Annotated in this window: 20 protein-coding genes and 5 tRNA genes; 23 read left to right on the forward strand and 2 right to left on the reverse strand. The window is 61.7% G+C overall.

The annotated features are described in order from the left end of the window. Positions 1-133 precede the first annotated feature (133 nt). The 3 genes from DW112_RS05780 (at position 134) to DW112_RS05790 (ending at position 2,141) form a co-directional block, all read left to right on the forward strand. Positions 134-208, forward strand: a tRNA-Val gene (locus tag DW112_RS05780). A 370-nt stretch (positions 209-578) separates the two neighbouring features. Then, the gene (locus DW112_RS05785; protein ID WP_117636995.1) at positions 579-1,733 is read left to right on the forward strand and encodes a hypothetical protein; all 1,155 of its coding nucleotides are present in this window, start codon (positions 579-581) and stop codon (positions 1,731-1,733) included. Positions 1,734-2,068: 335 nt separating this feature from the next. After that, a tRNA-Ala gene (locus tag DW112_RS05790) sits at positions 2,069-2,141 on the forward strand. A gap of 209 nt (positions 2,142-2,350) precedes the next feature. On the opposite strand, the gene DW112_RS05795 is transcribed toward DW112_RS05790, so the two are convergent. Further along, positions 2,351-2,426 (reverse strand) — tRNA-Ile (locus DW112_RS05795). Between the two features lie 617 nt (positions 2,427-3,043). Here DW112_RS05795 and DW112_RS05800 point away from each other — a divergent pair. From DW112_RS05800 to DW112_RS05895, 20 genes are all read left to right on the forward strand, one after another. Next, positions 3,044-3,116, forward strand: a tRNA-Ala gene (locus DW112_RS05800). A gap of 75 nt (positions 3,117-3,191) precedes the next feature. After that, positions 3,192-5,225, forward strand: a complete 2,034-nt coding sequence (locus DW112_RS05805; RefSeq protein ID WP_118328539.1) for an ABC-F family ATP-binding cassette domain-containing protein — start codon at positions 3,192-3,194, stop codon at positions 5,223-5,225. Then, on the forward strand, positions 5,212-5,508 hold the full coding sequence (locus DW112_RS05810) for a hypothetical protein (protein WP_022095101.1): 297 nt from the start codon (positions 5,212-5,214) through the stop codon (positions 5,506-5,508). The genes DW112_RS05805 and DW112_RS05810 overlap by 14 nt, the downstream gene beginning before the upstream one ends. A gap of 10 nt (positions 5,509-5,518) precedes the next feature. Continuing rightward, complete coding sequence (locus DW112_RS05815; RefSeq protein ID WP_118328540.1) at positions 5,519-6,202, forward strand: site-2 protease family protein; 684 nt, start codon at positions 5,519-5,521, stop codon at positions 6,200-6,202. Positions 6,203-6,286: 84 nt separating this feature from the next. Next, positions 6,287-7,096, forward strand: a complete 810-nt coding sequence (locus DW112_RS05820; protein ID WP_118328541.1) for a ScpA family protein — start codon at positions 6,287-6,289, stop codon at positions 7,094-7,096. Positions 7,097-7,107: 11 nt separating this feature from the next. Beyond that, positions 7,108-7,836 carry an SMC-Scp complex subunit ScpB gene (gene scpB / locus DW112_RS05825; protein ID WP_089571912.1) on the forward strand — a complete coding sequence of 243 codons (729 nt, stop codon included), beginning with the start codon at positions 7,108-7,110 and terminating at the stop codon, positions 7,834-7,836. A gap of 22 nt (positions 7,837-7,858) precedes the next feature. Beyond that, a complete protein-coding gene (locus DW112_RS05830) occupies positions 7,859-8,788 on the forward strand; it encodes a pseudouridine synthase (RefSeq protein ID WP_199409033.1) in 930 nt (309 codons plus the stop codon). A 66-nt stretch (positions 8,789-8,854) separates the two neighbouring features. Continuing rightward, positions 8,855-9,541: a (d)CMP kinase gene (cmk, locus tag DW112_RS05835; protein ID WP_118328542.1), complete on the forward strand. Its 687-nt coding sequence runs from the start codon at positions 8,855-8,857 to the stop codon at positions 9,539-9,541. 3 nt (positions 9,542-9,544) lie between these two features. Next, a complete protein-coding gene (locus tag DW112_RS05840; protein ID WP_117806927.1) occupies positions 9,545-10,273 on the forward strand; it encodes a lysophospholipid acyltransferase family protein in 729 nt (242 codons plus the stop codon). 2 nt (positions 10,274-10,275) lie between these two features. Beyond that, positions 10,276-11,175, forward strand: coding sequence for a 4-hydroxy-3-methylbut-2-enyl diphosphate reductase (gene ispH / locus DW112_RS05845; protein ID WP_118328543.1), 900 nt, complete (start codon positions 10,276-10,278; stop codon positions 11,173-11,175). A gap of 2 nt (positions 11,176-11,177) precedes the next feature. Beyond that, positions 11,178-12,620 carry a DUF512 domain-containing protein gene (locus DW112_RS05850; RefSeq protein ID WP_117648524.1) on the forward strand — a complete coding sequence of 481 codons (1,443 nt, stop codon included), beginning with the start codon at positions 11,178-11,180 and terminating at the stop codon, positions 12,618-12,620. Positions 12,621-12,630: 10 nt separating this feature from the next. Continuing rightward, positions 12,631-13,965, forward strand: coding sequence for a ribosome biogenesis GTPase Der (gene der, locus DW112_RS05855; RefSeq protein ID WP_118328544.1), 1,335 nt, complete (start codon positions 12,631-12,633; stop codon positions 13,963-13,965). After that, on the forward strand, positions 13,958-14,641 hold the full coding sequence (gene plsY, locus DW112_RS05860) for a glycerol-3-phosphate 1-O-acyltransferase PlsY (protein WP_117648522.1): 684 nt from the start codon (positions 13,958-13,960) through the stop codon (positions 14,639-14,641). The genes der and plsY overlap by 8 nt, the downstream gene beginning before the upstream one ends. A 9-nt stretch (positions 14,642-14,650) precedes the next feature. Continuing rightward, positions 14,651-15,658 (forward strand): NAD(P)H-dependent glycerol-3-phosphate dehydrogenase, encoded by a 1,008-nt coding sequence (locus DW112_RS05865; RefSeq protein WP_118065472.1) that lies wholly within the window; start codon positions 14,651-14,653, stop codon positions 15,656-15,658. 18 nt (positions 15,659-15,676) lie between these two features. Further along, on the forward strand, positions 15,677-16,348 hold the full coding sequence (gene rpe, locus DW112_RS05870; RefSeq protein ID WP_117817346.1) for a ribulose-phosphate 3-epimerase: 672 nt from the start codon (positions 15,677-15,679) through the stop codon (positions 16,346-16,348). Between the two features lie 6 nt (positions 16,349-16,354). Continuing rightward, positions 16,355-17,533: a cysteine desulfurase family protein gene (locus DW112_RS05875; protein ID WP_118065474.1), complete on the forward strand. Its 1,179-nt coding sequence runs from the start codon at positions 16,355-16,357 to the stop codon at positions 17,531-17,533. Next, positions 17,530-18,339 carry a Nif3-like dinuclear metal center hexameric protein gene (locus DW112_RS05880; RefSeq protein ID WP_118328545.1) on the forward strand — a complete coding sequence of 270 codons (810 nt, stop codon included), beginning with the start codon at positions 17,530-17,532 and terminating at the stop codon, positions 18,337-18,339. Before DW112_RS05875 ends, DW112_RS05880 begins: the two co-directional genes overlap by 4 nt. Further along, positions 18,336-19,055: a zinc ribbon domain-containing protein gene (locus DW112_RS05885; protein ID WP_118328546.1), complete on the forward strand. Its 720-nt coding sequence runs from the start codon at positions 18,336-18,338 to the stop codon at positions 19,053-19,055. Before DW112_RS05880 ends, DW112_RS05885 begins: the two co-directional genes overlap by 4 nt. Before the next feature lie 3 nt (positions 19,056-19,058). Then, positions 19,059-20,273, forward strand: coding sequence for a bifunctional phosphopantothenoylcysteine decarboxylase/phosphopantothenate--cysteine ligase CoaBC (coaBC, locus tag DW112_RS05890; RefSeq protein ID WP_233545872.1), 1,215 nt, complete (start codon positions 19,059-19,061; stop codon positions 20,271-20,273). An 80-nt stretch (positions 20,274-20,353) separates the two neighbouring features. Next, positions 20,354-20,430: transfer RNA gene (locus DW112_RS05895), tRNA-Pro, on the forward strand. Positions 20,431-20,976: 546 nt separating this feature from the next. Here DW112_RS05895 and DW112_RS05900 read toward each other — a convergent pair. Beyond that, a complete protein-coding gene (locus DW112_RS05900) occupies positions 20,977-21,798 on the reverse strand; it encodes a DUF6273 domain-containing protein (protein ID WP_147351830.1) in 822 nt (273 codons plus the stop codon). Between the last annotated feature and the right edge of the window lie 273 nt (positions 21,799-22,071).

Genomic DNA, 22,071 nt, shown 5'->3' on the forward strand with positions numbered 1-22,071 from the left:
TTTTTACCTGCTGGTTTGTTGGGTGACTTGGCTGCTTTGGCTTGACTTACGCGCACGAATTTATAATCGAGGGCAAAAAGTTCTTGGTAAACCGCGCACGGCTATGTTAGTATCTCTTTTGCCGAAAGGCGACGGGCGATTGGCTCAGGGGTAGAGCATATCCTTCACACGGATGGGGTCACAAGTTCGAATCTTGTATCGCCCACCATCTAAAGCTCAGGTCAGAGGTGTTAAGCCTCTGGCCTTTTTCTTTTTGACACTAAAATCGAAGCGAAGTTACCTAAGGCGTTATATGTTACGCAGTTCACCTTAGGTGTCGTCATTGCGCGTTTTGAAAAATTCGTCTGCGTTCATTCATTGAATTCCCTGCGTAATCTATGTGCAATTGTGGAGACAGAGACCGCAGGCTCACAGCTTGTACCAGCTCGTTCATGCCTATGGCGGCTTTTCAACGAATTGCGTCAAGCTTTTGGTCAGTGTTTGGTCAGCTTCCCGTACTTACCCGCATGATGCCCCAGTAGATAATCGGCCATGCCCGCAATCCGCACGGCCCGCGGCCGAAACCAGGGGAGGCGCAAATGGACGAAATCGTCTGCGCAAACACTGCATTCCACTATTGGCGCTGCCCACCGCAGGTGCGCGACCTCTACCCGCGCTTACCTAGCTCCGAAGATGGCTGGCGAGCTCTATCCCAAGCCCCTTTTGTAACCGAAGTTCTCAAGACGCCAGTCATCACAGCAGCATCAACACGAAGCAACCTGCATTCCAAGACAAGACGGACCATCCGATGGAACAACGCCTATACGGAGAAGGTTTCCATCGACACGGGCATGGGCTTTAGCGTCACAGACCCTCTTAATACGCTATTCACCATGACTCGAAGCGTTTCTTCATGCGATCTGGTTCTGGCTATGTACGAATTTTGCGGATGGTTCTCGGTTTTTAAACCATCGCCCGCGGTTGACATGGCACTTGAGCAGGCAAAATCAGAAGAAGAGCAGTACACCACAGAAAGTCTGTTTGAACTAGACGAAACCCAAGACGAGGCCCCATGGAAGCGAGTCTATGCTCGGGTGCACCAGAAGGACAGCGAGAATGATCAAAGTGGACAGCGGGATGACGGATTCGGAAATAAAACTAACGGAAAGGGCACATCGCTTTGGATGAGAAGGCCTCTTATTGAAATAGAAGAATTACATAGATTTGCGGCGAAGGTTAAGGGCGAGATGTGGGGAAAGCAATTCTGCGAAGCCGCACAGCAGGTAATGGGTATTGCTGCATCCCCGCTAGAAGTTGCTGGAATCATGTTGCTAAGTCATCCGAGGCGTGCCGGCGGAGCGGAGTTTAAAAACATATTCGTCAACGACCTAACACCGCTGTCAAATTCAGCTCGGATAATCGCAGGTCAGAAAATCTGTTACGGCGATATCGTCATCGTAAACCCAATAACAATGAAGGCCGTGATTATCGAACTTCAAGGTGAGGTTATTCATGGATCGGGCGCTGTGCTTGACCACGATGCCACCCGAATGACAGCATTGCAAAGCATGGGATACGACGTATTTCTTGTAACCCATGACATGCTCAATGATCACGATCAGCTTGATGCCATCATTCACAGTGTGTGTGAGCGATTGGAGTTGTGCTACAAACCAAAAACCGAGGCGATGAGATGCGCTGAAACCAGATTGCGGGCCAACGTTCTGTGCAATTGGCTTGGTATTGGTAAGTAATAATTTCAATGTGAGCAATTTTAATACTTTATATGCTGTTAGTAATTAAGTGCCATTTTAAAACCATGCCGGTTTACTACGTTGGATTGAGGGTGGCTGAGCACACCGAATTCGCCGCTCGTAAAACCGCAGGTAGATCGCCTACCCGTTATGCGAAAGTAAGCGAGAGGTCGGAAATCCGGGAATCAGCGTAGTAAACCGATCTGTTTTTGAAGCGACAGGATGGATCGGGCATCGTGGGTCCTTTCGGCCCCACACCCGTTCCACGCGCCGCAAAATTGTTCAAAATTGTCCTTGCATCGGCTGGGGAGTTACCGTATAGTACTTCTTCGCACGGGGGCGTAGCTCAGCTGGGAGAGCGCTTGACTGGCAGTCAAGAGGTCAGGGGTTCGATCCCCCTCGTCTCCACCCGAGCATTGAATGAGGCTCCAACGCAAGTTGGGGCCTATTTTCATATCAATCGATTTACACATCTGTTGGCTGGGCAGCATCTTGGCTACATATCCATTGTTAATCATGAATATGAATGTTAATAACTTTACGTCTGTGGATGGCAAAGCTAGTCCGCAGCGCCAATAACAAAGAGGCCAGGCGTAATGCCCGGCCTTAAAACTCTCTGGTGGGCCCTCCGGGATTCGAACCCAGAACCCAGGGATTATGAGTCCCCTGCGCTAACCGTTGCGCCAAGAGCCCTTATGAACGGTGAATGCAATTCTAACAAAGGCAACTCAGACCTAATTTCTTCGCTTCACGACGTGAAATACTACCATGCACGAGCAAGTCGCACAACGCAAGATCAAGTCCGATGCTAACCAACAGCAATTCTAGGCGCGTCGCAGAAAAGACGCGATCTAAAAATTTAAGGCCTTTAATTCAGGGCTCCAACACACTTTTGCGTGAAATCAACCTGATGCCATTTCAAAACCATGCAGGTTTACTACGACGAATCGGCGACCCCCGAGCACCGTGTGTTCTCCGTTTGCAAAACCGCAGGTAGGTAGCCCGCCGGTTGCACGAAAAGGCGTGCGCGGTTGGACATTCCTGATTTATCGTAGTAAACCGGCATGGTTCTGAGGCGCTGGGGAGGGGCGCTTCGCAATCGGACCCGATAATGGGACTGGCGGCGCACGGAAAACCCTGTTGAACGGGGCGCGTCGTGTTCCACGCGCCAAGTCGGCCGGCGTACGGGCCGTGCGGGGGCCAGGCGCCCCGCGGGCTGGCGCGGTCCCGTGCGCGCCGACACTCGCGAAAATTTTTCCAAAATTGTCCTTGCATCGGCGGGGGAGTTCCCGTATAGTACTTTTTCGCACGGGGGCGTAGCTCAGCTGGGAGAGCGCTTGACTGGCAGTCAAGAGGTCAGGGGTTCGATCCCCCTCGTCTCCACCCGAGCATTGAATGAGGCTCCAACGCAAGTTGGGGCCTTTTTTCATATAGGCACACAAGGTCAAAGGCGGCACCATGATCCTCCTGGTCGACAAGATCGAAAAAAGCTTCGGCGCGCGCGTCCTCTTTAGCGGCGCGTCCTTCCAGATCAACCCCGGCGAGCGCTTCGCGCTCGTGGGCCCCAACGGCGCCGGCAAAACCACCATGCTCAAGATCATCATGGGAATCGACAGCCCCGACGCCGGCCAGGTCCAGTACGCAAAAGACTGCCAGGTGGGCTACCTAGAGCAGGAAACCAACCTAGAGCACAAGGACACCACCATCCTCGCCGAGGTCATGGCCGCCGCCAAGGAAATCCGCCGCATGGGCGAGCGCGCCAACGAGCTGCAGGCCCAGATCACCGAGCTCTCCGAGCAGGGCAAGGACGTCGACGCGCTCCTTAACGAATACGGCCAGGTCCAGGACCGCTTTGAGCACCTGGGCGGCTACGAGCTCGAGAGCAACGCGCGCAAGATCCTGTCCGGCCTGGGCTTTAAGGTCACCGACTTTGAGCGCCCGTGCTCCGAGTTCTCGGGCGGCTGGCAGATGCGCATCGCGCTGGCCAAGCTCTTCTTGCGCCATCCCGACCTGCTCCTTCTGGACGAGCCCACCAACCACCTGGACCTCGAAAGCGTCCAGTGGCTGCGCGGCTTTATCGCCAACTACGACGGCGCCGTCCTCATCGTCAGCCACGACCGCGCCTTCATGGACGCCTGCGTCGACCACGTCGCCGCCCTCGAAAACCGCCGCGTAACCACCTACACCGGCAACTACAGCAGCTACCTCAAGCAGCGCGAGGACAACCTGGAGCAGATGCGCGCCAAGCGTGCAGCCCAGGAGCGCGATATCGCCCACATGCAGGTCTTCGTCGACAAGTTCCGCTACAAGCCCACCAAGGCCGCCCAGGCCCAGGAGCGCATCCGCAAGATCGAGCAGATCAAAAAGGAGCTCGTCATCCTGCCCGAAGGCCACAAGCACATCGACTTTAAGTTCCCCGACCCGCCACGCTCTGGCGATATGGTCGTGGGTCTGGAGGGCGTGTCCAAGTCCTACGGCGACAAGCACATCTACAGCGATATCGACCTCAAACTCTACCGCGGCGAGCATGTGGCGCTCGTCGGCCCCAACGGCGCCGGCAAGTCCACGCTCATGAAGATCCTCGCCGGCCTGGAGCCGCCCACCACCGGCACCCGCGATCTGGGCACCAACGTCGGCGTCGCCTACTATGCCCAGCACGCGCTCGAGGGCATGACCGAGTCCAACACCGTCCTGCAAGAGATCGACACCGTCACGCCCAAGTGGACCGTGCCGCAGCAGCGCAGCCTGCTGGGTGCCTTCCTGTTTAGCGACAACGATTCCATCGAAAAGCAGGTACGCGTCCTCTCTGGCGGCGAAAAGGCGCGTCTGGCCCTGGCCAAGATGCTCGTGGCCCCCGAGGCGCTCCTGTGCCTGGACGAGCCCACCAACCACCTGGACATCGATTCGGTGGACATGCTCGAGAACGCCCTGCAAAACTTCCCCGGCACCATCGTGCTAATCAGCCACGACGAGCACCTGGTACGCGCCGTGGCCAACCGCGTCATCGATATCCGCGACGGCAAGGTCACGGTCTACGACGGCGACTACGACTACTATCTCTATAAGCGCGAGGACCTCGCAGCCCGCGCCGCCGCCGAGGCGTCCACTGAGAGCGCGCCCGCGGCGGCCAAGTCCACCAAAGCCAGCGCCGCCCAGGCCGACACCCCCGCCGCGGCGCCTAAGCCTGCCGAGGGCAAAAAGACCAAGGAGCAAAAGCGCGCCGAGGCCCAGGCCCGCGCCGCGCTCAACAAAAAGCTCAAGGGCGTGCGCAACCAGCTCAAGAAGATCGAGGCCGCGCTCGACAAAAAGCGTGCTCGCTATGACGAGCTTATGGAATTGATGGCAAGCGAAGAGCTTTATGCCGATCAGGACAAGTTCAACGCCGCGCTGGGGGAATATAACGGGCTTAAGCAAGAGCTGCCCAAGCTCGAGGACGAATGGCTCGAGCTTTCCACCCAGATCGAAGAGGAGACCGCGCGTGAACTCTCGTAAGGCCACTGCCGTGGCGATGAGCATTATCGCCATCGCGTGCCGCATCTGCGGCATCTTTATGAGCGCGATGACCGTGCTGCTGTGCTTTAGCGGCCTCACCGCCAAGCTGCAGATCGTGGGCTTTGTCGTTGAGCTTTCGCGCGCCCTGCCGAGCGCCATCGCCGGCTATGGCGTCATCACGTCACCCTTTGGCGGTGTGTTCCGCCTGGATTACGCCATCGTCGCCGTCATTTTGTTTGTGATCGACTACCTGCTCACGCGCGCCTCGCGCCGCGTCCGCTAGGGGGGGCGCCATGTCCAGCAGCTACCTCATGAACCTGCTCGCCAGCGCCGTTGCCGTCATCGTGGGTATTGTCATCCACGAGAGCGCGCACGCCGCCGCGGCCTGGGCGCTCGGCGACAAGACGGCCCGCTCGCGCGGCCGTGTCTCGCTCAACCCGCTTAACCACATCGACCCGTTTGGCACCATCCTCCTGCCGCTGCTTATGCTCGCGGCCGGCGGCCCGGTATTCGCCTTCGCCAAGCCCGTGCCCGTCTACCTCAACAACCTCAAGCACCCCAAGCACGACGAGGTCCTGGTGAGCGTGGCAGGCCCCGCGTCGAACATCGCACTCGCGTGCCTCGCGGCCGCCCTCATGCACGCAGCGTACGGCAACCTCTACGCCAGCATGTCCTTTGCCGTGGCGTCCCAAATCATGAACTTCGGTGCCACCTTTATCGTGGTCAACCTGTCGCTCGCGTTCTTTAACCTTATCCCGATCCCGCCGCTCGACGGCTCGTCGATCATCGTGCCGTTCCTCAAAGGCAAGGCGCTCGCCAACTACTATCATCTGCAGCAATACGCCATGCCGATCCTTATCATCGTGCTGTACCTGCTACCCATGTGGACCGGCATCGATGTAATCGGCCGGTATTTCGACGTTACCGTGTATCCGCTGGCCGAGTGGCTGCTCAACTTCGCAATCGCCGGCATCTAGGGTAAACTTACAGGTCGACCGTGCAAAACGGTCGCAACATGCACCCAAACCGCGCCGCGAAGGCGCCGTCAAAGGAGGTCGAAGATGTCGTATCGCGTGTCGACGCAGGTCTACAGCGGACCGTTCGACCTGCTGCTGCAGCTGGTAACCCGCCAAAAAGTTGATATCGGCGCCATCTCCATTAGCGAGGTGGCCGAGCAATACCTGGCCGAAGCCGAGCGCATCGAGGCGCTGGACCTAGACGTGGCGAGCGACTTCTTGCTGGTCGCGGCAACCCTTCTGGACATTAAGGCCGCCTCGCTGGTGCCCCAGGAGGCACCGCGCAACACCGACGACGATTACGAGGACGACGAAGACCTCGAGGAACTCAGTGCTCTCGACGGTGATGCCCTGCGCGAGGTCCTGATCCAGCGCTTGATCGCCTACAAGCAGTTTAAAGGCGCGGCGGCGGCCCTTGGCGCGCGCATGCAGGCCGAGAGCCGCATGCATCCGCGCGTGGCCGGCCCCGACCCCGAGTTTTTGGGCCTTATGCCCGACTACTTGGCCGGCATCACCCTGCGCGGCCTGGCCGTCATCTGCGCAGACCTGGACGGCAAGCGACAGACCTTCTTGCTGGAGGCCGAGCACGTGGCACCGCATCGCGTGCCGCTCGACCTGACCGTGGCCTCAGTCGACCGCTTTACCATGGCGCACCAAACCTGCACCTTCCGCGAGCTGTTGGACGGCGATGCCACCACCGAGCAGCTCGTCGTTACCTTTCTGGCCATGCTCGAGCTCGCCAAGCGCGGCTCGCTCACGCTGAGCCAGGACGAGATCTTTGGAACCATTCAAATCAACCGCGTCGAGGGCGCCGAGGCATACGTGCCCGGCGAGGGCCCCGAGCTCACCGAATAGGAGCGGCAACCATGTCAACCCTTTCAACGCTGGAGGCAAACAGCCTCAAAGGCGCCCTCGAGGCGCTGCTGCTGGTGTCGAGCGACCCGGTGAGCGCGCCCGCGCTGGCAGGCGCGCTGGATATCGCCCCCGGCGAGTGCGCGTCGCTGCTCGCCGAGCTCAAGGTTGAGTACGAGGAGGCCAACCGCGGCTTTCAGCTGCGCGAGGTCGCCGGCGGCTGGCGCCTGTTCACGCATCCCGCCTACCATGACGTGGTCGAGGCCTACGTGCTGAGCTGGGACACGCAAAAGCTGTCGCAGGCGGCGCTCGAAACCCTGGCCGTCATCGCATACCACCAGCCCGTGACGCGCGAGGTGGTCAAGGGCATCCGCGGCGTCAACTCCGACGGCGTCATCGCGTCGCTCGTCGACAAGGGTCTGGTGCGCGAGCTCGGCCGCGACCCCCAGCGCGGTCAGGCGATCATCTACGGCACGACCAACGCCTTCTTGGAAAAGTTCGGTCTGCGCTCCACCCGCGACCTGCCCGATCTGGAGCAGTTTGCCCCCGACGAGCAATCGCGCCAGTTTATCCGCGAGCGCCTGAGCGGCCGCAGCATTCAGTCCACGCTCGAGGAGCAGGCCGAGGACCTGGACGAAGAGCGCGAACTGCTCGATACCGATGTTGAAGATGTTGAGGCAGTCGAGGACTTGGAAACCCTGGTCGTCGACGAGACCTCGGAGGATTTGCATGACGAGGACTAACGAAGTAGGGGAGACGCGCGCCATGGGCAACGCAGTACCCGCAACCGACGCACAGCCCGTCTATCCGCACACCATGCGCCTGCAGCGCTTTTTGGCGCGCGCGGGCGTGGCGAGCCGCCGTGGCTCGGAGGACCTAATGACCGCCGGCCGCGTGACCGTCAACGGCGAGGTCGCGACCGAGCTGGGCACCAAGGTCGACGTCGACTGCGACCATATCGAGGTCGATGGCATGCCCGTCAAGCTCAACCAGGGCGCCGTGTACCTGATGCTCTATAAGCCGACGGGCTACCTCACCACCATGAGCGACCCTCAGGAGCGCCCTTGCGTGGCCGACCTGGTCCCCCGCGGCCGCTTTCCGGGACTTTTCCCGGTGGGCCGCCTGGACCGCGACACCACAGGCCTTTTGCTCTTTACCACCGACGGCGACCTGTCGCAGGACCTGCTGCACCCCAGCAAGCATGTCTATAAGACCTACCAGGCACTCGTTGACGGCCAGCTGTCCGACCACGATCTAGACCCGCTCCGCCGTGGCATCGAGCTCGACGACGGCCTGTGCCAGCCGGCAATCTGCCGCGTCATCAACGCGCGCGAGGCCGTGGCCGTGGCTCCACAAGGCGTCAAGCCCGGTACCACCGCCGTGGAGATCATCATCCGCGAGGGGCGCAAGAACCAGGTCAAGCGCATGCTGAGCAAGATCCACCATCCGGTAATCCGCCTGCATCGCTGCAACTTTGCCGGCCTTGAGCTCGAGGGCGTGGCCAAGGGCTCGTGGCGCGAGCTCACCGACCGCGAGGTGCAGATCCTCAAGGCCGGCGGCATCCCGCCCAAGCAGGCGAGCGCCAAGAGCAACGGCGGCAAGCCCCAAGACACGCCCGCCAGCCGCACGCGTCACCACGGCAGCCACGGCTCCGCACCCAAGCGCAACACCTACCGCGAGCGCTACACAGGCTAGGCAACCCGCCGCGCCCCAGCACCCGCGAACCATACCAGCACGTCAACCATCGAAAGGAAGCATTGCATGATCGTCGCCATCGACGGCCCCGCCGGTTCCGGCAAGTCCACCATCGCCAAGGAAATCGCCCGCCAGCTGGGCTTTAATAAGCTCGACACGGGCGCCATGTATCGCGCCGTCACCTTCGCCGCGCTCGACCGCGGCATCGATCTGGACGACGAGGCGGCCATCGACGCCCTCGCTGAGCAGATCGAGATTCGCTTTACCAACGGCACCGGCGAGGATACGCGCCTGACCATTGACGGCCAGGACGCTTCGGCCGCCATTCGTACCCCGCAGGTCGACGCCAACGTGTCCAAGGTCTCGGCCTACCCGGGCGTGCGCGCCGCCATGCTCATTCACCAGCGCCGCGCCGCCGAGGACCGCGATATCGTGGCCGAGGGTCGCGACATCGGAACCGTCGTGTTCCCTAACGCGCAGGTCAAGGTCTTCCTGACCGCCGACCCGCGCGAGCGCGCCCGCCGCCGCGTGCTGCAGCGCCACCAAAACGACGCTCAGCCGCTCACGCCCGCGCAACTCGAGGCCGAGGTCGACGAGACTCTCGACGCCCTTAAGCAGCGCGACAAGCTCGACAGCAGCCGCGAGGTCGCCCCGCTCATCCCCGCCGAGGACGCCGTGCACGTCGACTCCACCGCCCATACCATCGACGAGGTCGTCCGCATTATCGAGGGCCTCATCAACCAAAGGAGGTAGCCCATGCGCCTGTTTAAGCAGACGCCCGAGGACTATTACAACGCCCCCTACGCCGAGTTCCCGGCGCTCATCCGCGGTACCGTCGTCGTAGTCATGGCCATCCTTTGGGCCTTCTCCAAGCTCATGTGGCGTTGGAAGGTCGAAGATGCCGATCTGCTGTTTGAGCGCCAGGACGGCCGCGGTAGCGTGGTCATCTGCAACCACACCTCGATGGCCGAGCTCTTGGCCGTGGAGACGGCGCTGTTCTTTGGCGGGCGCCGCATCCGCCCCATCTTTAAGTCCGAGTTCGCCAAGAGCAAGATCGTACGCTGGGCCTTTAGCCGCGTGGGCGGCATTCCCGTGGAGCGCGGCACCGCCGACATGAAGTGCCTGCGCGCCGCCCAGCATGCGCTGCAGCGCGGCGAGGACGTCCTGATCTTCCCCGAGGGCACGCGCATCCGCTCGCGCGAGATCAAGCCCGAGGTCCATGGCGGTTTTGCGCTCATCGCTCAGATGGGCAAGGCGCCCGTCAACCCACTTGCCATCTGTGGCTGGTCCGACATCACGCCCGCGGGCAAAAAGCTCATGCGTCCCAAGAAGTGCTGGATTCGTGCCGGCAAGGCCGTCTCGCTTTCGGACGCGCCGGCCGGGCTTAAGCGTACGGAGCGCCTGGCCTGGTTTGAGTCCGAGGCCATGAACCGCGTCTACGCCATGCGAGACGAGCTGTGCGCCGAGCATCCGGGCAGGTTCTAGCCATGAGCGAGAACGTGACGAACACTGCCGTGACCGCGTCCGACCAAGCCACCGCGCCTACCATCGAGATCGCCGCCCACGCCGGCACTTGCTACGGCGTACAGCGTGCGCTCGATATGGCGCTGGCCGCTGCGCCGCAGACAGGGGAGTGCACTCAGGTCCATACCTTGGGTCCGCTCATCCATAACCCTATCGTGGTGCGCGAGCTCGCTGAGGCAGGCGTTAGCCTGGCTGAGAACCTGGATAGCGCCGCAACCGGTACCGTGATCATCCGCGCCCACGGCGTGGTGCCGCAAGTGATCGATGCTGCCCGCGAGCGCGGCCTTACCGTGGTCGACGCCACCTGTCCCTACGTGAAGAAGGTCCATGTGGCCGCCGAGCGCCTGGTACGCGAGGGCTACCGCGTGGTAGTCGTAGGCGAGCCGGGCCATCCCGAGGTTGAGGGCATCTTGGGCCACGCCGGCAATGATGCACAGGTCGTGAGCTGTGCCGCCGACGCCACCGCCTTGTCGCTCAAGGGCAAGGTAGGCCTCGTCGTGCAAACCACCCAGACTGCGCAGAACCTCGCCGAGGTCGTGGCTGCTATCACCCCGCGCGTGCAGGAGCTGCGCGTGATCAACACCATCTGCGCCGCCACGAGTGAGCGTCAACAGGCAGCAGCCACACTTGCCAACCGCTGCGACTGCATGGTCATCGTGGGCGGCAAGAACTCGGGCAACACCCGCCGCCTGGCTCAGATTTGCGCAGTCGCCTGCGAGCACACGCATCACATCGAGGAAGCTTCCGAGCTCCAGGCCGCGTGGTTTACCGACGCTCACCACATCGGCATCACTGCCGGAGCCTCCACCCCGCAAGAACACATCGAGCGCGCCGTCGCGCGCATCAAGGAGCTTTGCCGCTAACCATGGACCAGACCGTACCCGCATATGCCGCCGAGGTGGCCGATTACGGGCGCAGCCGCGACCCCGAGCCGGGTGAGGGCGCGCTCGTAAAGAACGTGCGTCCCGAATCGCCCGCGTGGGATGTGGGTATCGAGCCGGGCATGCGCGTGCTCACGGTCAACGGCGAGGCGCTCACCGACATGATCGTGTGGCTCTGGGAAGCCGACGATGATACCGTCGACCTCGAGGTTTTCGACCCGCGCGACGGCACCGTCGCCCCCGTCGAGCTCGACCGCTTTCCCGGCGAGGATTGGGGTTTGGAGTTCGATGGCCCCATCTTCGACGGCATGCGTACCTGCGTCAACGCCTGCGTGTTCTGCTTTATGACCATGCTGCCCAAGGGCGGCCGCTCCACGCTCTATATTCGCGATGACGACTACCGCCTGAGCTTTTTGCAGGGCAACTTTGTCACGCTCACGAACCTCTCCGACGAGGACGTGCAAAACGTCATCCAACGCAACATGAGCCCCATGAACGTGTCGGTCCACGCCGTGAGCCCCGACGTCCGCCGCCGCATGATGGGCCGCAACGCCCAACGTGGCATGGACGTGCTCGAGGCAATCATGGCCGCCGGCATCGAGATTCATGCGCAGATTGTGCTGTGCCCCGGCATGAACGACGGCGAGGAGCTGGAAAAGACCCTGCGCTTTTGCGAGGAGCACGAGCAAATCACAAGCCTGGGCATCGTGCCGCTCGGCTTTACCAAGCATCAGAACCGTTTTAGCTGGTCCTACAGCGACAAGCCCGAGCTAGCGCGCGAGACCATTGCCATGATCCGTCCCTACCAGGACCGTGCCTTCGAGCGCTTTGGCCGCCACACCTTCCAGATGAGCGACGAGTTCTATCTGGACGCCGGCATCGATCCTCCCGAGGCAGACTTTTACGACGGTTACCCGCAGTACTACGACGGCATCGGCATGATCCGCTCGTATCTAGACGAGACCGACGACGTGCTGGCTACCGATGCCGAGCGACTGGCCCGCGTCCGCGAGGCCATCGCCGCCCGCAGCCAGCACCTGCTGTGCCTCTCCGGCGCCAGCGCGCGCGACACCGTGGCGCGCTTTGTGGAGTCGCCGCATGGTCTCGCCGGCACTGTCACGGCCATCAAAAACCGCTACTTTGGTGGCAACGTGGACGTAACCGGCCTCATCGTCGCGTGTGACATTCTGGAGCAGCTGCCCCAAGATCTGTCGGGGGTTATGCTCTTTGTGCCTAAGCTCATGTTCAACGCTGACGGCATGACGCTTGACGAGTATCATCGTGACGATTTACTCGCAAGCCTTACCAGTCGCGGCGCCGAGGTCCATGTGGTATCGACCATGCCGCATGAGCTGCTCGATACCCTGGAGCATATCCTTGGCATTGTGCCCGCGGACTCTAACATTTCCACTGACCCTACCCATTAAAGGAGTGCAGATGAAACCTATCGTCGCCGTCGTCGGACGCCCCAACGTGGGCAAGTCCACGCTCGTTAACCGCCTGGCCCAGACCTCGGACGCCATCGTCCATGAGTCCCGCGGCGTTACTCGCGACCGCTCGTATCACACGGCCGATTGGAACGGCCGCGAGTTCACCATCGTCGACACGGGCGGTATCGAGCCGCTCAAGAGCGACGACGTCTTTGCCACGTCCATCCGCGACCAGGCCCTCGCCGCCGCCGAGGAAGCCGCCGTCATCCTGTTTGTGGTCGACGGCCGCACCGGCGTCACCGAGGAGGACGAGTCGGTCGCTCGCATGCTCAAGCGCTGCGACAAGCCGGTCTTTCTGCTGGTGAACAAGCTCGACAACCCCGAACGCGAGAACGACAGCATCTGGGAGTTCTATTCGCTCGGCATCGGTGAGCCCACGCCCCTCTCGGCCCTGCATGGCCACGGCACGGGCGACCTGCTCGACGATATCGTGGCCCTGCTTCCGGAGGAAGAGGACGAGGTCGCCGATGAGTTCCCCGATGCGCTGAACGTGGCCATCATCGGCCGCCCCAACGCCGGTAAGTCCTCGCTGTTCAACCGCATCCTGGGCGCCGACCGCTCTATCGTGTCCAACATTGCCGGCACCACGCGCGACGCCATCGACACCGTCGTGGAGCGCAACGGCAAGCACTACCGCATGGTCGACACCGCGGGCATCCGCAAGAAGAGCACCGTGTACGAGAACATCGAGTACTACTCGATGGTCCGCGGCCTGCGCGCCATCGACCGCGCCGACGTGGCGCTGCTCGTCGTCGACGCCTCCGTGGGCGTTACCGAACAGGACCAGAAGGTCATGGGTCTTGCCATCGAGCGCGGCTGTGCCATCGTTGTGCTGCTCAACAAGTGGGACCTGCTCGACGACGACCGTAAGCGCGAGGCCTGCATGGAGACCATCGACCGCCGTCTGGGCGTCATGGCTCCCTGGGCCCAGTACCTGCGCATCTCTGCCCTCACTGGCCGCAGCGTCGAGAAGATCTGGGCGATGGTCGACGCCGCCGAAAAGACACGCTCGCAAAAGATCAGCACCTCGCGCCTCAACACGTTCCTCACCGACCTGCGCGAGTTTGGCCATACCGTGGTGGACGGCAAGCGCCGCCTGCGTATGCACTACGTGACCCAAACGGGCGTCAACCCGCCGACGTTTACGTTCTTCGTCAACCACAGCGACCTGGTCAACGACACCTACCAGCGCTACGTAGAGAACCGCATGCGCTCGACCTTCGACTTTGCCGGCACGCCCATTCGACTCTTCTTTAGGAAGAAGGAGCAAAAGGATGCATAATCCGATTCTGCTGACCGCCATCTGCGCCGTGGTCTCGTTCTTTATCGGGGCGATTCCGTTTGGCCTGATCCTGGGCCGCGTGTTCAACCACACCGACATTCGCAAGGCGGGTTCCGGCAACATCGGCACCACCAACGCCCTGCGCGTGGCCGGCCCCAGGGTGGCCGCGCTCACCCTGCTGCTCGACTGCCTTAAGGGCGCCATCTGTGTCCTTATCGCGCGCCCGCTCATCGCGAGCGTGGGCTATGGCTTCCCCGTGAGCATCATGGCCCCCGGCGCCGCCGGCGACTGGATGCTTGGCGTCGTCTGCCTGGCAGCCGTGTGGGGCCATATCTTCTCGCCCTACCTTAACTTCCATGGCGGCAAGGGTATCGCAGTTGGTCTGGGTGTCATCCTCGCCTGGTACTGGCCTATTGGCCTGTCGCTGCTGGGCATGTTTATCGTAGCCGTCGCCATCACCAAGTATGTGTCAGTGGGTTCGCTTGCCGCAGCCATCGGACTTCCTATCGCTGCTTGCGCGGTCTTTCCGTACAGCAGCCTAGGCCTCAAGTTCTGCATGGCGATGATCGGTATCACCGTGGTGTGGGCCCATCGCTCGAATATCCAAAAGCTCATGGCCGGTAAGGAGTCCAAGCTCTCGTTTACCAAGCGCGTCACCGAGCCCGACGATAAGTAGGAGAGAGTCATGAATGTTGCGCTGATTGGCTCCGGCTCCTGGGGAACCGCCGTCGCCGGCCTCGCCGCCGAGCGAGCCGAGCGCGTGACCATGTGGGCCCACAGCGAGCAAACGGCCACCGGCATCAATGCCGAGCACCGCAATCCCCGGTATCTGGTGGACTACGAGCTGCCCGGCAACGTTGTCGCCGCCACGGACCTGTCGCAGGCGCTCGACGGCGCCGAGGCCATCATCTTTGCCGTGCCCTCCACGCACCTGCGCAGCGTATGCCATCAGGCAGCACCCTTCATCGCCGCCGACACCCCGGCACTCTGCCTCACCAAGGGTATTGAGCCCGAATCCGGCCTGCTTATGAGTGAGGTCATCGCCAGCGAGATCGGCAACGAGCGGCGTGTGGCGGCCCTCTCGGGCCCCAACCATGCCGAGGAGATCTGCCGTGGCGGGCTTTCTGCCGCCGTCATCGCCAGCAAAGATGCGCAGGTAGGGGAGACCTTTAAGGAGCTGCTGCTGTCCACGGCCTTCCGCATCTACCTGTCGCAGGATATGACCGGTGTCGAGGTTTGCGGCGCTATGAAAAACGTCATCGCCATCGTGTGCGGCATCTCCGCCGGCTTCGGCGCGGGCGACAACACGCTCGCCCTCATCATGACGCGCGGCCTGGCCGAGATCAGCCGTCTGGTTCACGCCCGCGGCGGTCAAGCCATGACCTGCATGGGTCTTGCCGGCATGGGTGACCTCATTGCCACCTGCACCTCCGAGCATTCGCGCAACCGCACCTTTGGCTACGAGTTTGCCCACGGCGTCTCGCTCGACGAGTACCAGGCACGTACGCATATGGTGGTCGAGGGCGCCGTCGCGGCCCGCAGCGTCAGTGAGCTTGCCCGTTCACTGGGCGTAGACATTCCGCTCACCTTTGCCGTGGAGCAAACGCTCTACAACGGTGTTACTTTGGATAGGGCGCTCGAGATTCTCACCGATCGCGTCCCTTCTCAAGAGTTCTACGGACTCACCGACTAGCGCAGAAAGGCTTCTACCATGGGTTCCATTAAAATCGCTCCGTCTGTCCTTTCGGCCGACATGGCCAACCTCAAGGGCGAACTCGACAAGATCGCCGGTGCCGACTACGTGCACTTCGACGTTATGGACGGTCACTTTACCGGCAACCTCACCTTTGGCGTTGACATCCTTAAGGCCGTCAAGCGCTCCACCGATGTACCGGTCGACGCGCACCTCATGGTGACGAACCCCGACGAGACGGTCGATTGGTACGCCGACGCCGGTGCCGACATGATCACCGTGCACTACGAGGCTTCCACGCACCTGCACCGCACGCTCACGCATCTGCAGCAGCTCGGCGTCAAGGCCGGCGTGGTGCTCAACCCCGCCACCCCCGTGTGCGTGCTCGAGAGCATCATCGACGTCGTCGATATGGTGCTGCTCATGAGCGTGAACCCGGGCTTTGGCGGCCAGAGCTTTATCCCGGGCACCATCGCAAAGCTTCACGAGCTCAAGGCCATGTGCGAGCGCCACGGCGTGTCGCCCCTGATCGAGGTCGACGGCGGTATCTCTTCCAAGAACATCGCCGAGGTCGTCAAGGCCGGCGCCAACGTGCTCGTGGCCGGCTCCGCCGTATTTAAGTCCGAAGATCCCGCTGCCGAGGTTGCGCTGCTGCAGAAGCTGGGCAACGAGGCCGCACAGGAGGCATAAACCCTTATGACCGCAGGTCAAAACCGCATACCCGTGAATCTTGACTATGCCGCCTCGACGCCCATGCGCGCCGAGGCGCTCCTTGCGCAGCGCGAGTACGATGACAGCGAGCTTGCCGGCGTCAACCCCAACTCGCTGCATTCGCTCGGCCGCAAGGCTGCCGCGCGTCTGGAGGTTGCACGTCGCGAGATCGCCCATAGCTTTGGCGCACGCGTCCGCCCGTCCGAGATTGTTCTGACCAACGGCGGCACCGAAGCCAACCAGCTGGCGCTGCTCGGTCTTGCCGAGGGCGCTCGTCAGCGCGATCGCAAGCGTAACCGCGTGATCGCATCTGCCATCGAGCACGATTCGATTCTGGACAACCTGCCGCTGCTGCGTGCCGCCGGCTTTACCGTCGACCTGGTGCAGCCCTGCCGCGCGGGCTACATTGAGCCTGCCACGCTTGTCGAGCTGCTAGGCGACGACGTGGCGCTCGTGAGCATCATGGTTGCCAACAACGAGACCGGCGTGGTGCAGCCCATCCGCGAGCTTGCCGCGGCCGCGCATACCGTGGGCGCCCTGTTCCACACCGATGCCATCCAGGGCTACTTGCATATTCCGCTCGATGTCACCGAACTGGGCGTCGATGCCATGTCCGTTGCCGCGCATAAGATCGGTGGTCCCGTGGCATCCGGCGCGCTCTACCTTAAGAACCGCGCGCCGCTGCGCCCCCGCATCTTTGGCGGCGGACAGGAAGCCGGACGTCGCGCCGGCACGCAGGACCTGCGCACGCAGCTCGCCTTTGCCGCTGCCGCCCGCACGCTGGCGCCCCATGTGGCCCAGGAGCGTGCGACGCTGCAAGCCCTTTCCGATAAGCTCTACGCCACGTTTACGGCCCATCCGCGCATTCACGCCACCATGGGCGACTACGCGCAGGCGGATCGTTTGCCGGGTATGGTGTCGATCTACGTTGATGGCATGGACTCCGAGGAGCTCATCATCAAGCTCGATGCCGCCGGCTTTGAGGTTTCGGCCGGTTCTGCCTGCTCGAGCGGAAGCATGGACCCGAGCCATGTGCTCAGCGCCATGGGCATTGGCCGCGAGCAGGCGTTGGGCGCACTGCGCATCTCCTTCGATGACCGCGTGAATCCGGACGATCTGGACAACTTTGCCCAGACGCTGCTCTCAATCGTAGGTGCCGCATGATCGTCGCCGAACTCGAGCGTGCGCTGCTGGCACGCTATCCCAAGACTGAAGCCGAACCCTGGGACCACGTAGGCTTATCCGTAGGCGACCCCGACGACGAGATCCGCGGCGTGGCCTGCGCGCTCGACGCTACCGAGGCCAACGTGCAGCGCGCCTTGGAAGCCGGCGCCAACGTGCTGCTGACGCATCATCCCATCTATATCAAGGCGCCCGAGGCCTTTTGCCCGCCCAGCGCGACGCGTCCCCAGTGCAGTGCGGCGCTGTACGAGGCAGCTCGTTGCGGCGTGAGCATCATCTCGCTTCACACCAACCTGGACCGCTCGCACGAAGCGCGCGTTCGCCTGAGTGAGCTGCTGGGCGCTGAGCCCATGAGCTCGTTGGAGCATGTGGACGACCCCGAGGCCTGCGGCCTGGGCGCGTTAGCAACGCTCAACGAACCGCGCACGCTGCGCGACCTTGCCACGCGCGCCGCCACGGCGTTTGGCAGCGACCCCCGTGTTTGGGGCGAGGCCGATTACCCGTGCCGGACCGTTGCCATTCTGGGCGGCTCCCTGGGTGACTTTGGAGAGCTTGCCATTGCCGCCGGTGCGGATGTTGTCGTGACGGGCGAGGCGGGCTACCACGTGGCGCAAGACCTTGCCTTGCGCGGGCTGCCAGTGGTTTTGCTCGGCCATGACCGCTCCGAGGAGCCGTTCGTTGATATATTGATGAACTCTGCAGTTGACGCCGGGGTCGACCCCCGTCATGCGATTAAAATACTGAACCCTTGCCAATGGTGGACTGTGACAAAAGGAGAGAACTTATGAGCGCCGGCGCTACGCTACTCAAGCTGCAACAGATCGATTTGGAGCTCGCCCGCAACAAGAGCGAACTTGCCAATATGCCGGAGCTCAAGGAGCTCGCTTCCAAGCGCAAGACCTATGTGAAGCTCAAGTCCGAGATGACCAAGCTCTACGCCCAGCGCAAGGATCTGGATATCGAGCTCGACGACCTCAACACCACCGAGATTCAGACCAATAACGCCATCGAGGTCGCCAAGAAGCGCCACGTTGACGGCTCTGACTACCGCGAGGTTCAGGACCTGGAGAACGAGCTCGCCACCCTGGCCAAGCGTCTGGACAAGATCGAGCACACCCGCAAGGACGTCATAGTCGCCCACAAGGAGGCGCTCGACCGCGAGGCCCGTGCGCAGGCCATCATCGCCAAGTTCGAGGAGGGCGTGAAGGCCGATACCAAGGCCGCCCGCGCCAAGGCCACCGACCTCCAGGCTCAGATTGATGCCGCCACCAAGGAGCGCACCGCGCTTGCCGCCACGCTGCCGACCGACGTACTCACCGATTACGAGCGTCTGCTCAAGCAGTTCCGCGGCCTGGCAGTCGAGACCATCAAGGGTAACATCCCCACGGTCTGCCACACCGCGCTGCAGGCGTCGTCCATGAGCGACCTCAACCACGACGGTAGTGAGATTACGCATTGCCCGTACTGCCACCGCCTGCTGGTGCTTCCCAACAAGGAAGCCTAAATGATGACGGCGGCATCCAACAATACAATGCAACTTGAGGGAAAAACGATCCTGCTGGGCATTACCGGCGGGATCGCCGCCTATAAGTCGTGCAATATCGTGCGCCTGCTGCAAAAGCGCGGCGCGCGCGTCAAGGTCGTTATGAGCGAGCATGCCACGGAGTTTGTGGGCCCGCTCACCTTCCGTGCGCTCACGAATGAGCCGGTCGCGGTGGGCCTTTTCGACGACCCCTCCGACCCCATCCACCATATTTCGCTGGCGCAGGAGCCCGATTTGGTGGCCGTGGCGCCCGCGACGGCCAATATCATCGCCAAGATGGCAAACGGTATCGCCGACGACCTCATCTCCACCACGCTGCTTGCCACACCGCGACCCATCGTGGTCGCACCCGCCATGAACAACGGTATGTGGAAGGCGCCGGCGACGCAGGCCAATATGGCCACGCTGCGCGAGCGCGGTGTCCACGTGGTGGGGCCCGGCAGCGGCTACCTTGCCTGCGGTGACGTGGACACGGGACGCATGAGCGAGCCCGAGGGCATCGTCGAGGCCGTCTGCGAGGTGCTCAACCCCGTCCCGCAAGACCTGGCGGGCAAGCGCGTCGTGATTACCGCCGGCCCCACGCACGAGCCGATTGACCCTGTGCGCTTCATTGGCAACCGGTCGTCGGGCAAGATGGGCATCGCCCTGGCGGGGGAGGCCGCTCGCCGCGGCGCTGCGGTCACGCTTGTGCTGGGGCCGACATCGCTCGACGTGGGCCGCGGCGTGGAGTGTGTGCGCGTGCAGACCGCAGCAGAGATGCTGCAGGCGGCTCTGAGCGCCTTTCAGACGGCCGATGCGGCCATTTGCGCGGCCGCCGTCGCCGACTACACGCCTGCCGCCCCTGCGGACCACAAACTCAAAAAGGCCAACGAGCGCCTGGACCACATCGAACTGGTCGAGACGATCGATATTTTGGCCGAGCTTTCACGCCAAAAGGGAGAGCGGTGCGTGATCGGCTTTGCGGCCGAGACCGATAACGTCGTGGAGTACGCACAGCGCAAACTTGCCCGTAAGGGTTGCGATGCGATCATCGCCAACGATGTCTCGCGCGCTGATTCAGGCTTCGGAACCGATACCAACAAGGCCTGGATCGTGAGCAAAGCGGGTACGCAAGAACTTCCCGTACTAACAAAACCCCAGCTTGCAGATACAATTTTGGACTTGCTTCAAAATATTTAAAAAAGTTCTTGCACAAGGGCAAAGTTTCGGGTTAATATACTCCCTGTTGCGAGCGAGAGCAGAGCAACAAACAAAAGCTTCGGGACGTGGCGCAGCTTGGTAGCGCACTTGACTGGGGGTCAAGGGGTCGCTGGTTCGAATCCAGTCGTCCCGACCAGAAGTTTGCAGGTCAGGCACCTAGTGCCTGACCTTTTTTGTTTTAAGCAATTGCTTAATTTTGATTAAGCAACAGGGTGCTAAAAATCTACCTACGCGATATTCGCCTTTTGCGGCTACTTGCGCGTTTTGCACGCGCTTGAGCCGATTTATTAACGCGATATGAATCTACATACGCGTAGCTGGTATACAGCCGAGTACGGGCTGTATTTATCGCGGCGATTTACACAGATATAGCGACTGTAACGGACAAGCGTGTCGCTGTATTTATTCCAGTAGTTCACTTGACCGGTGGACAAGTGAGCGGTTGCAACGAAACGGCAAGCGGGATGGGCCCTATACGAGGGCGCCGCAGAGGTAATAGAGGTGAAGTGCGGCAGGCGCTCTGAGAGGCGCAGTACGACCCCTTTTTCCTCGAACCGACTACCTTTGTACCATGAACCTCAAATTGTTCAAGTAATCGCCAAAAGAAAGGCCCGCGCAGGATTGCACGGGCCTTTCACTAGACAAACTAGAAGACAAACTAGAAGACAAGCTAGAAGACAGGTTAAAAACACCAGGCGAGGCATATGCAATACGAGTACGTCGCGCCGTAGTCGTTATAGTTACCGTTGCTATAGATACAGCGGAAGTACGCGGAGCCGCTCGGATCCACGGAGCGCGTCCAGTGATAAAAGCTCGACGACACCCCTGAATGGTTCGAGTACGTCACGCCCTTGGATTTGTAGTACTCGTACTGGGTACCGTCGGTCTGGCGGTCTCCGTAGATCTCGGTCATCGAGAGCAGGAAGACTTTATCGGTCGTGGCCGATGGGGCGCTGGCACTGCCACCACCCTTGTTATCGGTCATCTTCGTGACGGCCTTCGCCTTGGACTGGAGATCGATCGGTAGGAGCGACCAGAGGTCACCGGAATTGAGGCGGCCGCGGATCTCCGATTTCTCCCAGCCGCCGGCATTGGTGCTCGTGGCGTTCATTCGCTGCTCGTCCATGGCAGTGTTGGTTACCTCGAACGTGAGCCCAGCCTTACCGGAGCCGTCCGCGAGGTCATCGTGGTTGATACCGATGATGCGATACTCGAGCGTCTTGCCGTTCGTCAACTTCATCGAGAACTTCGTCCCCGCGTCCATCGCGGCCTTCGCCTTTGCGTACGCCGGCGACGCCTCGCCCTTGGCGGCGATGTCCTTGGCCACGGCCTCCTGCTCGTCGAGCGTCCAGTCCTTCGCGTCCTTGGCGACAGCCGCCTGGACGGTCGCGGAATCGGCTCCCGCAGAGCCGCCGCCGGTTGCGCCGCCCTCGACCCCGCCGGTCGTCCCATTGCTCACCGTGTTGCCGACCAGGTTGAACTGGTTGCGGATGGCCCCCGCCACGCCGGGTCCCGCGAACACGATCACCAGGCCGATGATGGCGATGATCAGGACGTACTCGATGATAGATTGACCTCGGGGGCGGGTATTCCTAGGAGATACCCCATTACAGTCTGAAATAGGCCATCGATAAATTTCGATGGCGAGCATTCGGCGCATTGCCTACGATACGGGCAAGCCCCGAGGGGCCGCCGATCGGGCGCCTCCGGATGGCCGTCTGCCCCTGCCCCGTAGAGGGCCCGGGGGGGTGTTGCCACCGGGGGCGCTCGCCGCTCC

Origin of the sequence: Collinsella sp. AM09-41 (assembly GCF_003473245.1) — a bacterium.
Classification (GTDB): domain Bacteria; phylum Actinomycetota; class Coriobacteriia; order Coriobacteriales; family Coriobacteriaceae; genus Collinsella.

Bases quoted from the DNA above. Each gene is read 5' to 3' on its own strand.
- DW112_RS05865 (WP_118065472.1), top strand. From the start codon at position 14,651: ATGAATGTTGCGCTGATTGGCTCCGGCTCCTGGGGAACCGCCGTCGCC.
- DW112_RS05880 (WP_118328545.1), top strand. From the start codon at position 17,530: ATGATCGTCGCCGAACTCGAGCGTGCGCTGCTGGCACGCTATCCCAAG.
- scpB (WP_089571912.1), top strand. From the start codon at position 7,108: ATGTCAACCCTTTCAACGCTGGAGGCAAACAGCCTCAAAGGCGCCCTC.
- DW112_RS05850 (WP_117648524.1), top strand. From the start codon at position 11,178: ATGGACCAGACCGTACCCGCATATGCCGCCGAGGTGGCCGATTACGGG.
- rpe (WP_117817346.1), top strand. From the start codon at position 15,677: ATGGGTTCCATTAAAATCGCTCCGTCTGTCCTTTCGGCCGACATGGCC.
- coaBC (WP_233545872.1), top strand. From the start codon at position 19,059: ATGACGGCGGCATCCAACAATACAATGCAACTTGAGGGAAAAACGATC.
- der (WP_118328544.1), top strand. From the start codon at position 12,631: ATGAAACCTATCGTCGCCGTCGTCGGACGCCCCAACGTGGGCAAGTCC.
- DW112_RS05885 (WP_118328546.1), top strand. From the start codon at position 18,336: ATGAGCGCCGGCGCTACGCTACTCAAGCTGCAACAGATCGATTTGGAG.
- DW112_RS05820 (WP_118328541.1), top strand. From the start codon at position 6,287: ATGTCGTATCGCGTGTCGACGCAGGTCTACAGCGGACCGTTCGACCTG.
- DW112_RS05815 (WP_118328540.1), top strand. From the start codon at position 5,519: ATGTCCAGCAGCTACCTCATGAACCTGCTCGCCAGCGCCGTTGCCGTC.
- DW112_RS05805 (WP_118328539.1), top strand. From the start codon at position 3,192: ATGATCCTCCTGGTCGACAAGATCGAAAAAAGCTTCGGCGCGCGCGTC.
- ispH (WP_118328543.1), top strand. From the start codon at position 10,276: ATGAGCGAGAACGTGACGAACACTGCCGTGACCGCGTCCGACCAAGCC.
- DW112_RS05830 (WP_199409033.1), top strand. From the start codon at position 7,859: ATGGGCAACGCAGTACCCGCAACCGACGCACAGCCCGTCTATCCGCAC.
- plsY (WP_117648522.1), top strand. From the start codon at position 13,958: ATGCATAATCCGATTCTGCTGACCGCCATCTGCGCCGTGGTCTCGTTC.
- DW112_RS05840 (WP_117806927.1), top strand. From the start codon at position 9,545: ATGCGCCTGTTTAAGCAGACGCCCGAGGACTATTACAACGCCCCCTAC.
- cmk (WP_118328542.1), top strand. From the start codon at position 8,855: ATGATCGTCGCCATCGACGGCCCCGCCGGTTCCGGCAAGTCCACCATC.
- DW112_RS05785 (WP_117636995.1), top strand. From the start codon at position 579: ATGGACGAAATCGTCTGCGCAAACACTGCATTCCACTATTGGCGCTGC.
- DW112_RS05875 (WP_118065474.1), top strand. From the start codon at position 16,355: ATGACCGCAGGTCAAAACCGCATACCCGTGAATCTTGACTATGCCGCC.